Source organism: Paenibacillus sp. FSL H7-0716 (genome assembly GCF_038002705.1).
In the GTDB taxonomy this organism is placed as follows: Bacteria; Bacillota; Bacilli; order Paenibacillales; family Paenibacillaceae; genus Paenibacillus_AQ; species Paenibacillus_AQ odorifer.
On record NZ_JBBODA010000003.1, the window covers coordinates 166,780 to 185,547 of the forward strand.

General features: G+C 44.4%; 17 protein-coding genes. 2 read left to right on the plus strand and 15 right to left on the minus strand.

Annotated features, from left to right (window positions below):
- Positions 1 to 12 precede the first annotated feature (12 nt).
- A complete protein-coding gene (locus MHH60_RS05520) occupies positions 13 to 933 on the minus strand; it encodes an ABC transporter permease (RefSeq protein WP_051490892.1) in 921 nt (306 codons plus the stop codon).
- Between the two features lie 465 nt (positions 934 to 1,398).
- Between MHH60_RS05520 and MHH60_RS05525 the strand changes: the two genes are divergently transcribed.
- Positions 1,399 to 2,436 carry a LacI family DNA-binding transcriptional regulator gene (locus tag MHH60_RS05525; protein WP_076137970.1) on the plus strand — a complete coding sequence of 346 codons (1,038 nt, stop codon included), beginning with the start codon at positions 1,399 to 1,401 and terminating at the stop codon, positions 2,434 to 2,436.
- Between the two features lie 104 nt (positions 2,437 to 2,540).
- On the opposite strand, the gene MHH60_RS05530 is transcribed toward MHH60_RS05525, so the two are convergent.
- The 6 genes from MHH60_RS05530 to MHH60_RS05555 form a co-directional block, all read right to left on the minus strand.
- On the minus strand, positions 2,541 to 3,347 hold the full coding sequence (locus MHH60_RS05530) for an AAA family ATPase (protein WP_179088944.1): 807 nt from the start codon (positions 3,345 to 3,347) through the stop codon (positions 2,541 to 2,543).
- Between the two features lie 324 nt (positions 3,348 to 3,671).
- Positions 3,672 to 5,069 carry an MATE family efflux transporter gene (locus MHH60_RS05535; RefSeq protein ID WP_076137966.1) on the minus strand — a complete coding sequence of 466 codons (1,398 nt, stop codon included), beginning with the start codon at positions 5,067 to 5,069 and terminating at the stop codon, positions 3,672 to 3,674.
- Between the two features lie 311 nt (positions 5,070 to 5,380).
- Positions 5,381 to 6,250: a carbohydrate ABC transporter permease gene (locus tag MHH60_RS05540; protein WP_076137964.1), complete on the minus strand. Its 870-nt coding sequence runs from the start codon at positions 6,248 to 6,250 to the stop codon at positions 5,381 to 5,383.
- Positions 6,247 to 7,167, minus strand: a complete 921-nt coding sequence (locus MHH60_RS05545; protein ID WP_081389140.1) for a carbohydrate ABC transporter permease — start codon at positions 7,165 to 7,167, stop codon at positions 6,247 to 6,249. Before MHH60_RS05545 ends, MHH60_RS05540 begins: the two co-directional genes overlap by 4 nt.
- 76 nt (positions 7,168 to 7,243) lie before the next feature.
- On the minus strand, positions 7,244 to 8,647 hold the full coding sequence (locus MHH60_RS05550) for an ABC transporter substrate-binding protein (protein ID WP_076137962.1): 1,404 nt from the start codon (positions 8,645 to 8,647) through the stop codon (positions 7,244 to 7,246).
- Between the two features lie 566 nt (positions 8,648 to 9,213).
- Positions 9,214 to 10,263, minus strand: coding sequence for an NAD(P)-dependent alcohol dehydrogenase (locus MHH60_RS05555; protein WP_076137960.1), 1,050 nt, complete (start codon positions 10,261 to 10,263; stop codon positions 9,214 to 9,216).
- A 120-nt stretch (positions 10,264 to 10,383) separates the two neighbouring features.
- Between MHH60_RS05555 and MHH60_RS05560 the strand changes: the two genes are divergently transcribed.
- Positions 10,384 to 10,800 carry a MerR family transcriptional regulator gene (locus MHH60_RS05560; protein WP_036675831.1) on the plus strand — a complete coding sequence of 139 codons (417 nt, stop codon included), beginning with the start codon at positions 10,384 to 10,386 and terminating at the stop codon, positions 10,798 to 10,800.
- Positions 10,801 to 10,855: 55 nt separating this feature from the next.
- Here the strand turns inward: MHH60_RS05560 and MHH60_RS05565 are convergent, their stop codons facing one another.
- The 8 genes from MHH60_RS05565 to MHH60_RS05600 form a co-directional block, all read right to left on the minus strand.
- On the minus strand, positions 10,856 to 11,515 hold the full coding sequence (locus tag MHH60_RS05565) for a YczE/YyaS/YitT family protein (RefSeq protein WP_256715217.1): 660 nt from the start codon (positions 11,513 to 11,515) through the stop codon (positions 10,856 to 10,858).
- Positions 11,516 to 11,822: 307 nt separating this feature from the next.
- Positions 11,823 to 12,182 carry a hypothetical protein gene (locus MHH60_RS05570; protein ID WP_143766764.1) on the minus strand — a complete coding sequence of 120 codons (360 nt, stop codon included), beginning with the start codon at positions 12,180 to 12,182 and terminating at the stop codon, positions 11,823 to 11,825.
- Between the two features lie 194 nt (positions 12,183 to 12,376).
- A complete protein-coding gene (locus MHH60_RS05575) occupies positions 12,377 to 13,027 on the minus strand; it encodes an ATP-binding cassette domain-containing protein (protein WP_076137955.1) in 651 nt (216 codons plus the stop codon).
- Between the two features lie 12 nt (positions 13,028 to 13,039).
- Complete coding sequence (locus MHH60_RS05580) at positions 13,040 to 14,017, minus strand: hypothetical protein (protein WP_076137953.1); 978 nt, start codon at positions 14,015 to 14,017, stop codon at positions 13,040 to 13,042.
- Positions 13,992 to 14,585, minus strand: a complete 594-nt coding sequence (locus MHH60_RS05585; RefSeq protein WP_076137951.1) for an RNA polymerase sigma factor — start codon at positions 14,583 to 14,585, stop codon at positions 13,992 to 13,994. Before MHH60_RS05585 ends, MHH60_RS05580 begins: the two co-directional genes overlap by 26 nt.
- A gap of 26 nt (positions 14,586 to 14,611) precedes the next feature.
- Positions 14,612 to 15,304, minus strand: a complete 693-nt coding sequence (locus MHH60_RS05590; RefSeq protein ID WP_076137949.1) for a hypothetical protein — start codon at positions 15,302 to 15,304, stop codon at positions 14,612 to 14,614.
- Complete coding sequence (locus MHH60_RS05595) at positions 15,301 to 17,760, minus strand: hypothetical protein (protein WP_076137947.1); 2,460 nt, start codon at positions 17,758 to 17,760, stop codon at positions 15,301 to 15,303. Before MHH60_RS05595 ends, MHH60_RS05590 begins: the two co-directional genes overlap by 4 nt.
- On the minus strand, positions 17,757 to 18,635 hold the full coding sequence (locus tag MHH60_RS05600; protein WP_256715216.1) for an ABC transporter ATP-binding protein: 879 nt from the start codon (positions 18,633 to 18,635) through the stop codon (positions 17,757 to 17,759). Before MHH60_RS05600 ends, MHH60_RS05595 begins: the two co-directional genes overlap by 4 nt.
- Between the last annotated feature and the right edge of the window lie 133 nt (positions 18,636 to 18,768).

The window sequence follows — 18,768 nt, forward strand, 5'->3', positions numbered from 1 at the left end:
GTTGCTCCTTTCTTAGTAAAGACCTTCACCCTCATTCAGTTTCTTCACGGTGAAGTTAACGGTGATGAGCAGGACGATGTTGATGATAGAGTTAAACAATCCTACTGCGGCTGAATAGGCATAATCGCCCGACTGCAAACCAATTTTATAAACGTAAGTCGGAATGATTTCTGAGGTTGGCAAGTTCATCGCCGTTTGCATGAGATAGGCTTTTTCGAAGCCAATGGACATGATCCCACCAGCTGCAAGGATAAATACAATAGCCATAATTGGACGAATGGTTGGCAAATCGATATGGCGGATTCTTTGTAGAAGATTAGCGCCGTCAAGATTGGCTGCATTATGTAACTCAGGATCGACATTAGCAAGCGCTGCTACATAAATAATGGATGCCCAACCGGCTCCGGTCCAAATATCGGACAGAATGTAGATCGAACGGAAGTACTCCGGACGAGACATGAACATGATTGGTTCACCTGTAAGCCAGGTAAAAAACTGGTTAATCGGTCCCGTTGGGGACAAGAAGATAAACAACATCCCGACCACAACGACAACAGAAATAAAGTTAGGTGCATACAAGAACAACTGAATGTTCTTTTTGACACCTGCACGGCGAATTTGATTTAACATCAACGCAAGCAGGATTGGGATTGGAAAACTCAGAATTAATCCGAAGAAACTTAATTTAAGCGTATTCATAAAGATAACTTCGAAGTTGGGGGATGACAGGAATTTCTCGAAGTTGTACAAGCCTACCCATTCACTCCCCATAATCCCTTTGATTGGGCTGAAATCTTTAAAGGCGATAATCGCACCATACATAGGACCGTATTTAAAAATCAGGGTCAGGATCACAGCTGGTGCGAGCAAAATATAAAGAAAGTAGTATTTCTTTAGATAGTCTAGTAAGGAGCTCTTATGTTTAGTCACCATTGTTCTGTGTTCAGCTTCTATTAGGTTTTGCAATGCCTTTACCTCCGTTCTTATCAATGTTTATATCTTGATGCAGTAAGGGCTTTCAATTGGCTTATGTCCTGCTGCTTTTACAATTTACCAAACACTTAATCGTTCGTCAATACATTTTGTAAAAATATTTATGTGCATATGACAAAGTATTATGTTCATAAATGATGCATATGATTTTACATAATTACAAATACAGCCAATTTAAATAGGATTATATACTTTAAAGTCAACATATTCTCATGAAGGTGAAAAGAATAATACCTTTTTTGCACACTTATCCACTAATAAAATGTAAACTAAATTGTTCATTTGTAAATATTGTATTGCTATTTTGAGTAAACTAATATACATTAAAGAGAGTTGGAATCATGGCAAATGGTACACTATTTGCGGCGAAGGTTAAGAACAAGAATATAGAGGTGAATTACATAGATGGCCAGGGAAAAAGTAACCATACAAGACATCGCGGATGCTTTAGGTATCTCCAGAAATACAGCTTCCAAAGCCTTAAATGGAACGAATGGTATACCTGATGAAACCAGAAACAAGGTTATAAAGAAAGCGATAGAGTTAAAATATAAACAATTTGCTTTTATGGACACCGAGAGTGTTCAACCAAGAAACTCTGGAAATATCGCTTTATTAACAGAAAACTTGCCTAACACTTCCCACTTTGGATCGAAACTGATCAGTGGCATGGAGAAAAGAATCAGTGCAGAAGGATATAATTTATCCATGCACATTATAAGAGACATTGATCAGGCGTCCCTGTCTCTTCCAAATAATTTTGATGTCGCCAATGTAGACGGAATTATTTGTATTGAGTTGTTCAATTCGGAATATAGTAAGCTGATTACAAGTCTTGGCATTCCAACTATTTTCATCGACTGTTCTGCAGATATCTGCTACCCTGAATTCCAAGCGGATGTACTTCTCATGGAAAACGAACACAGCACATATCAACTTACAAAAAAGTTAATTGATGGCGGTTACACATCACTGGGGTTCATCGGGGACTATAATCACTGTAGGAGTTTTAACGAAAGATGGGTGGGCTTTAATCGCGCATTGATAGAATCTGGAATTCAGCTTGATCTCACACAATGTATTCTCGATGACGACCGACTATTTTTTTCGAGTCCAGAGTGGGCAGATACTAGGCTGAGCCAAATCAATGAGCTTCCTTCTGCTTTCGTGTGTGCTAACGATTATATTGCGGTTACCTTTATGAAGTCACTCAAAAACATGGTTTCCATTCCTAATGACATCGTCATTTGTGGTTTTGATAATGGTCCTGAATCAAGCATTGTAGAACCCCATCTCACTACTGTTCATATTTATAGTAATCAGATGGGTGTCAAAGCAGCCGAAATGCTACTTTCCCGAATTCATGATCCGAAGCAACCCTATCAGGTATCTCATATTTATACCAAACTCATCCTAAGAGAATCTACACCTAATATCAGTTGATGAATTTAAAAAGAACCCAAGCGATTAAAAATTCCGTCGCTGGAGTTCTTTTTTTTCGTTGAATTGTTCCAATTACAATATCCTGTATATATAATCGCCCACAATTAGTTTATGGAAGGATTGTATTCTTCATAGGATAGAACAATATGCTCTCGTTTTAGCAGACAATGCTCTATGATCGCCTTACGTTTCGCTTTCAGGACAATTTGTTCAATATCAGCAAAACTGCAACCGGAAAGACGTTCGCATGCCTCCTCCATCAAGCCAGCTTCACTTTCAAAGTCATTAATTAACAGTTCGACATATTGACGCCTACTTGATTCATCCGGGTTAGCATAAATCATTTTTGTATCAAACCTTCGCCAAATAGCTCTATCCAGTTCATTTTCTAGGTTCGTCGCTGCTACAAAAATGCTATTGTCACCAAAATCATCGAGACATTGCAGCAGTGTATTCACCGCACGGGCCATTTCTTTAACCTCGTCATTACTCTCCCGTGTTCTTGCAATGGCATCAAACTCATCCAGGAAAAGAACACAAGGAGATGCTTTGGCATACTCAAATATTTTCCGGATATTACTTCCAGTCTCACCCAAATGGCTGTGAATAATTGCATCAAGTCTAACTAGGATAAGTGGAAGCTCCAGCATTTGCGCCATATAAAATGCCGTAAGTGTTTTCCCTGTGCCCGGTGGACCATACATAACCACTTTATTGGGAATGGGAACTCGATGTTCTTCAAAGCTTCCCCTTATACCTAAGATCGTAATGAATTCTTCAACAATCTTTCGATTCATATCGGGTAGGACGAGATGTCTAACCTTTTTGGCACATTCTTTGGGTGTATAATAGGTACCCATATCAATCCCTTTTGCTCTGGGTAGACGTTGATTGGTGCTGCTTTTGTTCATTATTTATTGAAGCTCCTTTAAAATGATTATTTTCAAGAAATCCAAAAGATCCTTTCTGAATCCAGTTCAACCTGCTCTAATTGCCGCTCGAAGTCCTCGTGAGGAACGATAGAGTTGGCTTGTGACCTTTCATTCTCCACAAATCAATTCAACTTCCAAATTATATTTATTCGTAATTATTACGATTTAAAATATCATACTTTCTTTTTGTTTATAATGTCAACCAGTAGCACAAAAAAGAGCCTTTATAGTTCCAAGGCTCTTTTGGGATTATATCTCTTAAATCGGCCATCCGGGGAAAGCAGAAGTTCCAGCATTTTGCCTTCACATATTGTAAGTCCTGGCTAGCTTAGACTTAGCTCTGAGCCGGGTGAATTCCTTAGTTACCAGGATTACCGTCCACACTACAACCACAGAATCAATTACTAGCGAACCCCAATATACTCCGGAGACGCCTAACCATCTTGGCAAAACAAGCATCACTGGCACATAAAAAACAAGTTGTCTGGTAATGCCGATAACGGCCGCCGGTTTCCCTTTATTAATCGCAGGGAAAAAGGTCATGGCCATAAAAATGAGCGACAATAACGGCAGAACCGCCATGTTCAAGCGGAAATATAACATTTCGCTGGTCTTAAAGATTTGATCCGGCAGCATCAGCCCCAGAATGGAAGCCGGTGAGATCATGGAAATTATCCAAAAAGGCAAAGTCAGCAGCATGGAGACAAGTGTGAATATTTTATAGGCTTTGATGGCGCGCTCATACTGTTCTGCTCCAAAATTAATGCCGATGACTGGCTGCAAGGCGCGCATTAATCCGAATATCGGCGTCAACAGGAAGGTGAATACACGGAAAACCACACCATAAAATGCAATATCTGCTGTAGTCCCGTATCTCGACAGTGCATTAAATACTACAACAGCCTGTACCAGATTCATAAAGTTCATAATGAAAGAGGACATTCCCAGTCCAACTATAGATTTGATTGTGGCAGCATCCCGATAAATTGCGAAGACATTCGTACGGAATGAGGCGAATCCTTTGCCAAAATAAATCCATCCCAGCAAGGTGTAGACCAGCATCCCGATATTTGTAGCCCAGGCAGCACCCTCTACTCCAAAATCCAGCCAGGCTACCAGAATATAATTGGACAATACATCAACTGCCAGCCCAATGCCCATTACCACGGCTGCCGATTTCATTTTCCCTTCGGCACGCACAATCATGTTGGCAGCCAGTCCATAAATCCAGAAAAATGAACCGATCACCGTAATTCTAAAATAGCTGTCTCCAAGAGCCAGAGTTTCCCCTTCTCCTCCCATAATTCGCACCAACAGTGTGGAGAAAGTTAAACCTAACACCATATAGACAAGCGTTACAAGGATGGACAGATAATTAACATTTCCCATCAAACGCTTCTGCATTTCTTTGTCCTGCCTGCCGAGGGCTAAACTTAAAACAGAACCGGCACCCACCCCGATCAAGGAGCCTAGTCCCAAGCTGATCTGGGTTAAAGGATAAGCTACCGAAACCCCAGCCAGTGCTTCCTCTCCGACAAACCTTCCCACAAATACAGCGGCGATAACCGCATTTAAGCCATAGAGGACCATTGCGATGATAGCGGGCCATGATAACTGGACCATAATATTCCATAGATTACCGTTGAGTATAAAATGCGTCTGCTTGTCTTTGCTGTTGTTTATCTGTGTTACTGTGTTCATAATATGAATTTTCTCTCCTTCTTTTGACTGAATATGCAAAGTCCTCGTTCAAAAACTATACGGGACTCCCTGCATTAACTAGTCTATAAGACATGTTGACTAGCAACTACCGCAAAAAGGATTGTTTCTATCTCATATAGGATTTTATCTTTGAATTTGTAAATCCATACTTGATTCATAATCTTTAGAAGCTTTCACAGCACAAAAAAAGAGCACCTTATACCGCCCGGCTCGGAACTTAAGCCTTAGCAGAAAGGTGCCCCCTTAATACTTCAGAGCAGATTACAGTGCGCTATCTTTAGCCATTGGAGCTAATTTTTCAGTCCCGTCAACGTGATTCCTTCTACGAAATATTTTTGACCAATCAGATAAAAAATGACACCCGGCGCAAAGGACATACACGTAGCCGCCATCGTCAGCGACCAGTCCTGCTTTAGTTGGCCTCTAAAGGCGGTTAGTCCCAAGGCTATCGTATACTTATCGCTTGAGTTTATGTAAATCATCTGTTGAAGTAGATCATTCCATAAACCGATAAAGATAAATAATGCGACGACGATCATAGCAGATTTAATGGCCGGCATAATAATGCTGAACAAAATGCGGTAATATCCAGCGCCATCGATCGTTGCTGCTTGATCAAGCTCTCTCGGAATAGACATGATAAACTGCCTAATCAAAAAGATATTAAAAGCGCCACCACCACAGAAATAAGGCAAAATCAACGGCAGATAGCTGTCATGAATTCCTAAGCCTCTCGTCCATCCAATATATAGCGGAATGAGTGTAACCATGGCAGGTAGAAGCATCGAACCGACACAAAGAGCCCAAATCAATTTTTTGCCCCGAAAACGCAGTCTTGCAAAGGCATAACCGCATAAGGTCGCTGTAAAGGTTCCTGCCAAACAAGCGGGTACAATAATAATCATGGTGTTCCATAAATATTTCCAAAACTTAAAAATCTCTAGCGTTTCTGCATAGTTTGAAAACAACCAACTTCCTGGCAGCAGTGAAGGCGGATATTTGTATATCTCGGCATTCGACATGAGCGACGTGCGAAATATCCACCAGATTGGAAAGAGCACGAGTATAGTAAAAAAAATGACGACGACAAACGAGATCAGGTTCATCCATTGATTATTACGTTTTTTGCTCTTTAATCTTCCGTATGTGGCTACACTCATTTATCATCGCCTCCTTCATTAAAGATCCATAGGTTGGAGGTTTTGAATAATACACCAGTAAAGCCTGCAAGAATAACAAAAATAACGGCCGTTGTCGCACAAGCATAACCCAATTTATAATTTACAAAAGCTTGATCATACATCAGATAAGTTAAAAATCGTGAAGAATTACCCGGACCGCCATTCGTTAATGAAAGAGCCGGCGTAACAATTTGGAGATTGGCAATCAAGCTCATTAGCAAATTATAAAAGATAATGGGCGACATGCACGGTAAAGTGATATGCAAGAATCGTTTCCACCCATTCGCACCATCCATTTCAGCCGCTTCATGGTAGACGACCGGAACATTCTGCAGCCCAGCTAAGAAAATAACAATTAAGTTACCTGACAGCCAAACCGAGATCAAGGATAGAGATGGAATGACATAGCTGGAATCCGCGATAAAAGAAACTTTGTTCAAACCAATCTCAGAGAGAATAAAGTTAAAAAATCCAAAATTAGCTTCGTATAACCAAGACCATCCTACATATATTGCGGCTGCCGGCAAAACGTACGGTACATAGAAAACAGCTCGGAAAAACCCTCTTGCCGGAATTTTACGATTCAGTAGCATCGCAATAAAAAGTGAATAAATCATACCTCCAACTACCGATAAGACGGCAAAGTAGACCGTAGCTATAATAGAATCTTTAATATAAGGATCAGTGGTAAATAGATTAATATAATTCTCGAAGCCAACAAATTTGGGGTCTGAAAGTCCCGTCCAATTCGTTAAGCTGATCCCGAGCACCCCAATAAGAGGTAGATACGTTAGAAAGATCAGGCCAATGAAGGCAGGGATCAATAATATATACGCGGCTCGTGCCTCACCTGCATGAATACGTGAATTACGTTTCGGAGATTTAATCATTTCCATCTCTATCTCCCCACCTGAAGATCATAATATGGCCGCCACGTGTGTGAGCTTAGCAGCGGCCATTCTTTTACGGGCTTTATTTATTGCCTGAATGGGCTGCTTTCAACGCATCGAGATTTTTAGAAATAGCATCCTTAGCGGTCGTCTTTCCAGTCCATACATCCCCTAGAACCGACCCGAGCAAGGTGTTAAACTCCGTCGTATGATTCGTATAGAACCACGCTGCGGGCTTCACAGCAGGTGATTGCGCATAATCGACTACTGCAGATTTATATTCGTCATAAACAGGGAAGTTAGGATTTTCGACCCATTTACGCGTAAGGGTCTCATCCGTGTACCACTTCTCCAGCGTCGGCATCCAGATCCCCGAGCTAATGAGGCCCCAGTTATTTTCTTCTGAGTTGTACCATTTCAGCCATTCCATCGCTTCTTTTGGATGCTTAGTCTGGGAGAAGACGACATTGGCGCCACCCGTGTTGAGAGTAACCTTTTCCTTCATGTAAGGCAATACTGCAACGCCATAGTTCAAGCCTTCATTCTTGGCCGTATTCAGACTAGTTCCCACGTTCCACGCACCGTTAGTAGCCATGGCAACAGTTCCCGCGATGATGGTTCGTTGAATGCCATCATCAGTCTGTCCGACAGACAACGGAGCAACATGATCCTTCAAGTAAAGATCTGCAACCTTCTGAATTCCCTCTATACTGGCGTCTTCTCCAATTCTCACTTCAGTCCCATCACCCGAGTAGAATCCACCACCATTACCAAGCGCCCAGGTCTCAAGCTGCCATGGTAAGTTTTCAACAGATGCGCCAAACTGTACGATACTCTGCTCATTAAAGCCACTCTCATCAGGATGCTTACCATTTTTATCAAGGGTCAGCTTCTTTGCTGTTGTTACAAATTCGTCCCATGTCCACGCTTGGTCTAAAGCGGCAGGGGGATAGGGTACATTGGCTTTGTCGAACATATCTTTGTTGTAATAGAGGAGTAAGATTTCATTGGCAGCCGCGTAGGCTACGGTTTTCCCTTGATATTTGTAGGCTAAGCTATCGAGTGGTTTGCTGTCGCTTCCTTCGTACATTGTATTTACATCATTCAGCATGCCTTGGGTAGACCACTGAACGACCCCATCTTCTCTGAGCATCCCTGTATCAGGCAATTGCTCTGCTGTAGCCATTGTATTCAGCTTGGTCATGTAGTTTTCCCAAGGAATTGCTTGTACTTCTACTTCAATTCTGTCTTGAGAAGCATTAAACTTATCCGCCACTCCCTGGGTTACATTTCCTTCTTCCGCACTTCCCCACATCGAATAGATAATCTTGACCTTCTCCTCAGGCTTGGAGGTTGCGTTCTCAGATGCTTTGGATGCATCAGTTGCCTTGGTTGCTGTGTTTGTCTCTTCTTTCGCGCAGCCAATGACACTTAATGCTAGTGCAGTTGAAAGAATACCTACCCCGAATGCTTTACCTACTTTCATTTCCCTCTCCCCCTTCATAATTACATAGATATGTCCAACCGTTTGACCCCCTAAGTGATTGAGTTAAACGTTTAGTACCAACTTTTTTAATAATTTCAACCTTTGCTTGGAATCCGAAATTTCGGCCAGCGGATACGACTTTTAATATCGTAAATATTTTCAAAAAGTGGTATAGAGTCTTCATGAACTTGGGATGTTTTAATGAAGTAAGCGCTTTATTGTTATTGTGTCATGATTTTCTATTAGGGAAAATAGCATTTTTCAACCTGATTTTTAAAAATTCCAACCTTTAAAGAATCATCTTTTTTATAAAACAGCAGAATCAGCTGATCCAAAATATCACTTGCAGTAACGACAATAAGCAGAGCCGCCCTCCTACCCCAATGGTAGAAGCACTACTCTGCCTATTTAGCATTTATACACTACGCTGCTGTATGAAGCAACGCCGTTTTTCTATTCTAGAAACACAACTACGTGAGATCTCCAGCTCCTTAGCGATTTCCCGCTATGTTATCGAATTTCTTGAGGTTGTGGACACGAACCGACGTCAAGAAAGAGGACGTCTCTTATTCGTTCCCCATCGTGCTGATGTCGATGACAAACCGGTAACGGACATCTGAAGCAAGCACACGCTCCCAGGCTTCATCTATCCGGTCAGCAGAAATGACCTCGATTTCAGATGCAATATTATGTTCAGCGCAGAAATTAAGCATTTCCTGCGTTTCACGGATTCCGCCAATCATCGATCCGGCAAACGAACGGCGGTGGCCGATCAGCGAGAATACGTTAACTGCCAATGGATCAGCGGGCGCACCAACATTGACTAATGTACCATCCAATGCCAGAAGTGAAAGATAGGCATCAATATTAATTTGTGCGCTTACTGTATTCACAATAAGATCGAATGAACCGGCAAGCTGCTTAAATGTCTCCGGGTCACTGGTCGCATAATAATGATCCGCTCCTAATTGCAATCCGTCTTCTTTCTTCTTCAGTGACTGTGATAACACAGTAACCTCAGCTCCCATGGCATGAGCAATCTTCACAGCCATGTGTCCAAGCCCGCCAAGACCCACTACAGCTACTTTTTTTCCCGGAGCGGCTCCCCAATGGCGCAGCGGTGAATAGGTGGTGATTCCTGCACACAAAAGCGGTGCAGCCGCGTCAAGCGGAATAGCGTCAGGAATCCGGACCACGAAGTCTTCTGTTACAACGATGTGCGTGGAATATCCGCCCTGAGTATAATGACCGTGCCGGTCGATAGCTCCATAGGTGCCCGTATTTCCACTCAGGCAATACTGCTCCTCACCTTTTTGGCAATTACTGCACTCTCCACAGGAGTCAACCATACAACCGACCCCTACACGATCGCCGACTGCGTACTTTGTAACTTCGGAACCGACCTGGCTGACAATACCGGCGATCTCATGCCCTGGAACAAGTGGATACTTAACCGGTCCCCACTCCCCGCGGGCTGTATGAATATCCGAGTGGCAAATGCCAGCGTATTTAATCTCAATAAGAACATCGTGCGGCTGCAGATTCCGGCGTTCGATTGTAGTTAGCTTGAACGGGCCTTCCTGACTGAATGTAGCGCGTGCATTAACTTTCATCATAGTGAAACCTCTCTTCTAGTTAATATAAAAAACTGTAATGCCGACTTTACAAAACCTATGTTATTACTTAAAGTTAACTCTAAGTCAAGCACAAAATATAATTAAGACTGGAGATAGATGATGAAGACATACTCCATAAGTGAAGTTGCAGAATATTTTAATATGACATCACATACCCTGCGTTACTATGACAAGGAGGGGCTTTTGCCTTTTATAGAAAGAACCCCCAGCGGGAAACGCGTTTTCAAAGAAACGGATATGGACGCTTTAAAAGTAATTGAATGCCTGAAGTCATCCGGGATGCCGATTAAGGAAATAAAACATTTCATTGAGTGGTGCTCTGAAGGGGACTCCACCTTGCAGCAGAGATATGACATGTTCCTGGAGCGGAAAGCTTCTGTAGAAGCACAGATGGAAGAATTGAGAAAAACGATGGAAGTCATAGAACATAAATGCTTCTACTACAAGACCGCCTTGGATAGCGGTACGGAGGATGTTCATAAAAAAAATAACATTAAGAGTGCATTTACTCATTAAATATGGACCTTCAAATTACACTAAAGGCGGGGCAGATTGGTCTGCCCCGCCTTTCTTAATTTGGACGTTTTTTTGCCAGCAGCTTCTCCGTAAAATTCACATCAAAAAAATGAATAATGGGTCCCAGACCAAGTGCAGACACTAGAGTTCCTAAGCCTATAACGCCTCCTGCCAGGAAGCAAATCAAAGCACAAAGAGCATCCGTAAACATCCGGTGCCAAAAATAAGATACTTTCGGGACGTTATCCCTCATAATCAGGGACAAGCTGTCATAAGGAGCTACTCCCACAGCCGATGTCTGATACAGGGATACCCCAAAACTGCATACCACCACGCCAATCGCTACGACGACCACCCGCTGCCATAACAGCTGAGGTTCGCCCAACAGAGATAGCCAAGTACTATGAAAGAACGTAGCGATATACCCCAAAAAGATTGCGTTTACAAAAGTCCCTGCTCCAATATACCTTCGTCCGGTTATGAATTCGATTACAAACAATACCAGGTTCAGCAAGATCAGAAAATTCGCATATGTTATACCCACGCACTCTGCAAGTGCCATTACCATGCCGCTAAAGGGATCATTCCCCATACCGGACAGCTTAAAAATACTGATTCCCATACCCAGAAATACATTGCCGATAACCATAATAATCAATCGTTTTTTATCAACGTTATAAAGATAACCCTTCATATTGCCCATCCTATTTTTCATATTAAAATTGCACCTTACAACAACCACGTCATTATATCATATATTCTATTGTTTGACGGTTATCTTTATTGATAGTATTCAATGACTTGGACAAGCCGATCGGTCAGGACTATATTGTTTTGATGGGAACTGAAAAAAACAAAAGCAACCCGTCCGCAGATAAGTCGCCTTTGTAAAACTTTAGTGTTAATGGATCTAACTTATGACTTTAAGCTAAGCGCTTAGCCTTTTAAAAATCACGATAAAGCTTCATAAGAGTATATTTCATTCCACCGGGTTCTATAAGTTAATTTCAGACTTCTCTACTTCATGCCATTGAAAAAGCTGTCAAATTCGCAAGCCATAGCTCCCCATTCTCATCTAGTTGCATTCTCCACTTTCCGCTGGCAACAACTTTTTCCTGCTCCATAAGGAAACGAGCCTCATCATATGAAACTTCAATTCCTTTATTGCGCTCTATGAAATCAAGGGCAGCTTGGTAATTACGTTCTTGCTCTTCTTCTTTTTCTGCAGTAAAAGCTGAATCGTATACCTCTGAGAAATCTAAGCCCTTAAGGTCATGGAGTTCCACTAGTTGTTTAAATGCGTCCGTTACAAAAAATTGAACGATAGCTGTTTCCTTTATTTTGAACAGTCTATAATCAACACTACCCAAGCAATCTGTCACTTCTCATTATTTTATTTGTGTTCAAAACTCCCCGTTCTTTGCCAATGATAAGGGTAGAAAAGTCTCCATTGCCCGCCAGCTAGAGGCCGATTCTATCCATCCCTTCAGCAAATGGTTCAAACAAGTGTCTGGCTATCCGCCAGGCAAGTATCGCAGCCGCAACAGGATAATTTAATATAGAAAACTGCGCTGCATCAGTGCAGCGCTGCTGTACCATTGTCAAGTTTGATCACAGCATCCAGCCAACCTCCCTGTAGGCCCTCCAATGCACCTGAAAAGATAGCGACTGTGCCAGGTGTCATTTCGTACAACATTTCTAGCAGCAGGAAACGAATCTCGATATCCATGCCATAGAGAGGCTCATCCAGCAGCAGAAACCATGGATCAGCAAGCATCGCCTGAGCAATCATAAGCCGTTGCTTGTTGCCGCCTGACAACTGCTGTATGGGCATCTTCCACTCGGGAGTAAGCCCGAGACGTTCACATAGCTCACGAGATCGTTCCTCAATGGTCGCCCGTGGCATCAGCTTCATCTCACCCACATAACGCAAGTACGCCTCGACGTTCATATTGTCATAGTATGCTGCCTGCTGTGGCTTGTAGCCCAGATATGACTTGAAAGCATTCCCTGACAACTCCACGCCATGAAGCTGATAGGTAATCAGGCCGCGTACAGGCTGGTATAGACCAGCTATCGCTTTGAGCAATGCTGTTTTCCCACTGCCATTGGCGCCCTCCAGACCATACCAGCCTGGCGGCAAAGCCAGATTCACATCCCCTAGCAGCAGGTGACCATTATCTGCAAGAAGTTCAACCGCGGTAAGTTTTAGCTCAGCTCCTCGCACCACTCTTCCCTCCTATCCATATTGCTTGTAATAATGCCGATGGCGCAGCAAAATACTTGTTATAACACCCAGCGCTATTGCCAGACTAACAGCAACAAGCTTGCTTGCAAGCCAGTGTTCGGACCCGTATTCGCTGAACAATTGAAATACGCCAAGCCTCTCGCCAGCGGAAAACTGGATGACGCCCACTGCGAGGACAACCGCGGTACCAGGCCATGTCCCGAAACGAAGCATTGCAGCCAGCGCTGCAAAAGCGCTCAGGCAGATCGGCAGTAATAGATCTGTGATCAGTAAAGTAGTGTTAGATCCGAATTCACCACTGGTACCCGTCATAACGAGTATTCCATAAAACAACAGCGCTAGAAGGAGGTCATATAGCAGTATGGTTCCTATTCTGGCTACCATAAGCTGTACGGGTGTAACAGGAAAGGTCGCCTCAAGCTCACTCATTGGCGTATGCATGGATCGGAGTGAATAGGCCACACTGGCTACAGGAAGCAACAGAATCGTAAATAAAAATACATCCGGCTTGGCAGAGCTACTGAACCATTCACTTGCTACCAGCCCCTCAACGACTGCTCCTATGCCAATCATAAGCGCTGATGTAAGCCAAAACAGCCAATGCATCGTCCTTACCTGAGCTGCCATGCGTTGCATAAGCCTTACTGGTAAAGATATAGCGACAGTTGCTTGCCGCCCAGGCCTGTCGTGTCTTGCCACTCGCTTGGAAGAGGGTACAGCAACCGCCCACTCAGGCTGTGTGGCATATGTGGCGGCAAGCGCCAGCAGAGATTCCGTCTGCTGGCCGCTGGGACCATCGACGGTATAGCGATCCAGTTGGCTGAATACGGCTCCGATCTGGTCATGCTCCCATCGATCCGCTGCTGCTTCACCCTTTTCCTCTAGTTGCCGCTGCTCTTGCAATTCCCTGTGCAGTTGACTGTCGCGACTAGCCTTATCGGCGCTACCGGCTCCGGATATGTAACTCATCCTGATCCTCCCCTTTCTGCAATGTATGGGCCAGTCGCCTGAACGCCCGATACAGCTTGGACTTGACCGTTCCAAGCGGCAGTTCCAGCAACTCGGCTATTTCATCCAGCTTGAGCTCCTCATAAAAACGCAAAATAACAATTTGCCGCTCCTCCTCAGGCAAAGCGCCAAGGGCAGCAATGACTGCTTCACGCTCATATTGCTTGTCTAAAAAAGACGCTACCGTATCCTTACCGCCATCTGCCGCATCATACACTCCGGTATCCTTAGCCGCTACTTCATAACGATAAGCTCCGGACTTCCATACATCACGGCACAGGTTCGTCGCAATTCGATAAATCCATGGTCGAAACCGTTCAGGCAACCGACCATCTTGCAAAGCCGTGAATACTCTGACAAAACACTCTTGCACCAAATCTTCTGCGAGCTGACGCTTGCTGGTCAGTCGGTATAAATACGCATAGATGGTCTGATGATACCGATAGACGAACAACTCCAGCACGGCTGTATTCCCTTGCTTGTATTGCTCGAGCAGTTGCTCATCCGTAACAACAGCCCTGCTGTTCACTTGACTCCCTCCTTTTTCGCTCAGCACTATTGACTGCACACGAGCCAACCTCTGCCTTTCCCCAATAGAAGCATACAGCAGAAAAGCAGTATTCCAGCTGCCGCAAATAATGCGTTAGCGTTATGCGATTTATCTGCGAACCGGCTCACCGGCCAGGCGGCTTGAAATAAATAGTACCGATTGAGCGGCATACTGGACATAAAATACTCCAGCAGCCACACCGTTACCCCCACTCCTAGCCCGACAGCCATATTGCGCCCTAGCAGACTGCCCAATGCCGCCAGACCGCCAAGGAACATATTCACACTGAGGCTATGTTTAATTATGTAAGCTAGTTGTGCCGTACTTAAAGCGATCGCCCAGCGGTCAATTGCCCAGAGCAACGCTGCTTCATAGATAACTAGCAATAGCGCAGCGACCGCTCCTCGCTCGGCGAACACGAGTAATTGTGAATATGGATAGCTGAAATGATGGGCAAAAGTACCCTCACCGAAATCATCGGCGAACAAGGCCGCACTTAAAGCAATCGTAAGTAAAGGCAGAATAAAAATATAAACCATTTTGACTTGATAAAAACCTGGAGATGGTAACAACTCTGGCAGCATGAGGCAACCAGCTGCTATCAGCGCCGCAATAATAGCTATAGCTAGCAAGTAGCCGCCCCATAGGATGCGCCAAGCATATTTTGCACGGGACAAAAGAATGAGGGCAACCTTCATTGTCCTCCCTCCATTTTCCTTTGCAAATAGCCTCGCAGAAGCGCTTCCATTTGTTCATCACTGTCCTCGATTAGCTGCTCTGTGCCAATACTGTCATAGACAAGCTTGATGACATCGTAGACACTTTCAATACCGTACTGGCTGTATATGGTATTCATAAGGTCATAAACCTGATTCGGTGTACCGTTCAAAAAATAGCTGCTAACAGGTTCGAACAGTCGATCTGGCAGTTCCTCTCCGACCAGCTTGAGCTCGTTATAAGCCTGAAAAAAGTTGTTCAGTGTAAATTGGGCGTTTAAATTTAACATTCTCGCATTTCTAATTTCTCTACGTTTGGCACTGTAATCAAGCCAGTATTGCCCCGTTCTCAGTTGAATGTTCCCATTCTTCCCTCGCTCAATTTCCGTCCCAAAATAACTTAACTCAGACAACTTAGACAAAAAGTGGATATCGCGAGCTTCCGGACCTCCAACTGCTGCATCTACCATGCCCAGGGTACTCATACTCACCATATTCAAACTATAATACGGATAATCGGCAAGTGCCATAGTAACCGTCTGGGGAAAGCTCGTTGCAGCTTCTCCATCCAACATTTTCAAAGTACGCGCTGCTTGGGCGTAATGCCTGGCTGCGAACTGTGCTGCTTCTTCGACAGAACGGGCAGGCAATTGACCAGATGCCAGCAGACGCAACGTCTTGTCGTCTGCTGTCGCTTCTGCAAGTTGCAGATCGCCCCCAAATAATGTAAGTCCGCTTGCTTCATCCAGCTCCAGGCGCGTGACTGTCGCTCCCTTCTCTCCAGCCATCTTACTAGTAATGACAGAGGCGTTAGAGAACAGTTTTAAGCCACTTGGCCCTGTGATAGCAACTTCAAAGCCCGCCATAGGCCGCGGCAATTGTGTGTCCAGAATATCTGTAGCGTGACGCCCCCATTCGTAGTGATCGGTAAGCAATTCCGATAGCCGGCTATTGCCGATAACAGGGTACCAGCCATAGAAAGCTGGCAGGAAAATCCTGTTATCGTCGACAACAGCGATCTGCTCCCAGCTATCCCTGCTAGGAGCGACGGAATAATAATGCCGCCAATCATTTAGGGTACCGCTATATGTCATCTCGATCTCCAGATGCTCCCCTGGCATAACATCCGTTGCAGGCTTGATCCAAAGTACATCTGTAGCCTCTTCCCACTCATAGGCAGCAGCAGCACCGTTCACCTTCAGTTCCTGTACATCAAAGATATGTCGCAGCATGATTGGGAATCGCTCTAGTGTTGCCGCTTGTCCATTGCTTGCTTGCATCGTCGCCTGTATTTCTAACCCATGCCGCGGCAGTAATTCCAACTTCAGCTTGTAGCTGTTAATGTGTAGATCCTGGAACTTCATTCCGACAAGCAGATCTTTAATATGCGATACCGAGAGCGGATTGCTGGTATTCCCGTTTGTGTTAAGGGTGATCCGAGACATTTCCTCAATATCCGCCTCCGAATATTTACCCGCTGCAATTCCAGCAACGAGCAGTTGCTCCAATTCACGCTGTTGCGTGATATCATTGGCTGAAGTAAGACGTTCGCGATAGAAACGTTCATTGGCATCCGCAATATCTGCCCGTTCCTGCAGGTATCCGTACATCGCACTACCTGCCCATAACAATGCTGCACCTAGAATCAGCATCGTGGGATAGACCAGCCATGCCTTGACCCGTTCCCGCCTGCGTCTACATACTACAAGTAGAACAGTCATGACCATTCCTGCTGCTAAAGCTGCAACGATGCCGCGATGCAGCCAAAATGCCGGATCATATATAAATCCCCACATACGTGAGTAAGACTTACCAATATATTTAACTAGTGAATAATCGAACCAAATCTGCGTATGAGGGGGTAATGAAAAAGAAGGGCGATCGGTCTTAAAAAATTCCGGTAAAATAATTGCCAAGCTAAGCAACAGGACGAAGCTGATCAAGTAACTATATCGCTTGCGGATAAGGATACCTACTAAGTAGGCAATTACAGTTGCAAATAACATCGGGATGGCAAAGGAAGCCAATACAGCAGAGGTATACCATTCACGCATTCCCCATGAGATGCCATCATTTACGACCAACCATACATAAGCCCCCATCGGCACGAGCGCAGCTGCTAACGGAAGGGTTACAGCACAGAGCAAGCGTGCAGCCTCCATTTCCCATGTTCGATACGGAAAGGTAGCCATCATGTTTGCTGTCTTCCATTCTTCATCCCGCCGTGCTATCGCTGTTGCCAGCAAAGGCAAAATAATGAGGGCTACAAGGCAATACACCTCAGAAATATCCATCACGTATACTGCACGATCCAATTTGGCATCGGCGGTCTGAAACATCAAATACAGGATGCCGACCACAGTTGCCAGCATTAGATACAAGCCTGGGCCACGCAGCAGTAGCTTGCACTCTGTTTTGTAATAGCGAATCAGGCTCATTGGCTATTCCCCGCTCTCATGAACGCGATATATCCGTCCTCAAGTCCTGCCTTTGCCTGGACTGCTCCAGGTAATGGGACAGAACTGGCAAGAACACGCGCCTCATAGCCGGCTCCTGAACGCTTTGCAGTCACGATGGCTGCAGTTTCTTTGAGCTCTGCAAGCTTCTCATCACCCACTTGGACCGTCCACACTTGTCCCTGCACACGCTGGAGCAATTGTTCTTGCGTACCGTGAAATACGATGCGCCCTCCGCTCATAATCGCCATACTCTTACAGTTATTATCAATATCGGCGACGACATGTGTAGACAGTAGCACAGTACGATCTTTACCCAGCTCAGTCAGCATATCACGAAATCGCATGCGTTCTTCGGGATCAAGCCCTGCCGTAGGCTCGTCCACAATAATGAACTGCGGATCACCTAGCAACGCCTGGGCAATACCGATGCGCTGCCGCATCCCGCCAGAATATTTGCCTATACGCACATGGCGCTTCTCCTCCAGATTGACTCGGCGCAACATTTCGGCTACTGCTTTCCTCCGGGCTTTTCCATTTGTAATGCCCTTCATGGACGCGACATAATCGAGATATTCTGCGCCTGTCAACTTGCGATATACGCCAAACTCTTGTGGCAGGTAGCCAAGCAAGCCACGAATTTCACGTTCATCCCGCCCAAGCTTGCAATGTCCAATTTGTACATCCCCTGATGTTTTCGGTATTACTGTTGCCAATATTTGCATTAATGTTGATTTTCCCGCCCCATTGGGACCGAGTAAGCCGAACATACCCGTACCCAATGTCAGGTTAATTCCGTTCAGTACTTGTTTACTGCCATATTTTTTGCACAATTGCTGGATAACTACATGCATCATTACCTGCCTCCATTCGTACTTGGCCAACTACCGTGCGCACGAGTAGATTGTCGAACAGTATAACGACACTCCCTTCTAAAAGTTTAAAAAACAGGTGATTTTTTAAAATAATAGTATCCTTGCGCTGCCAATA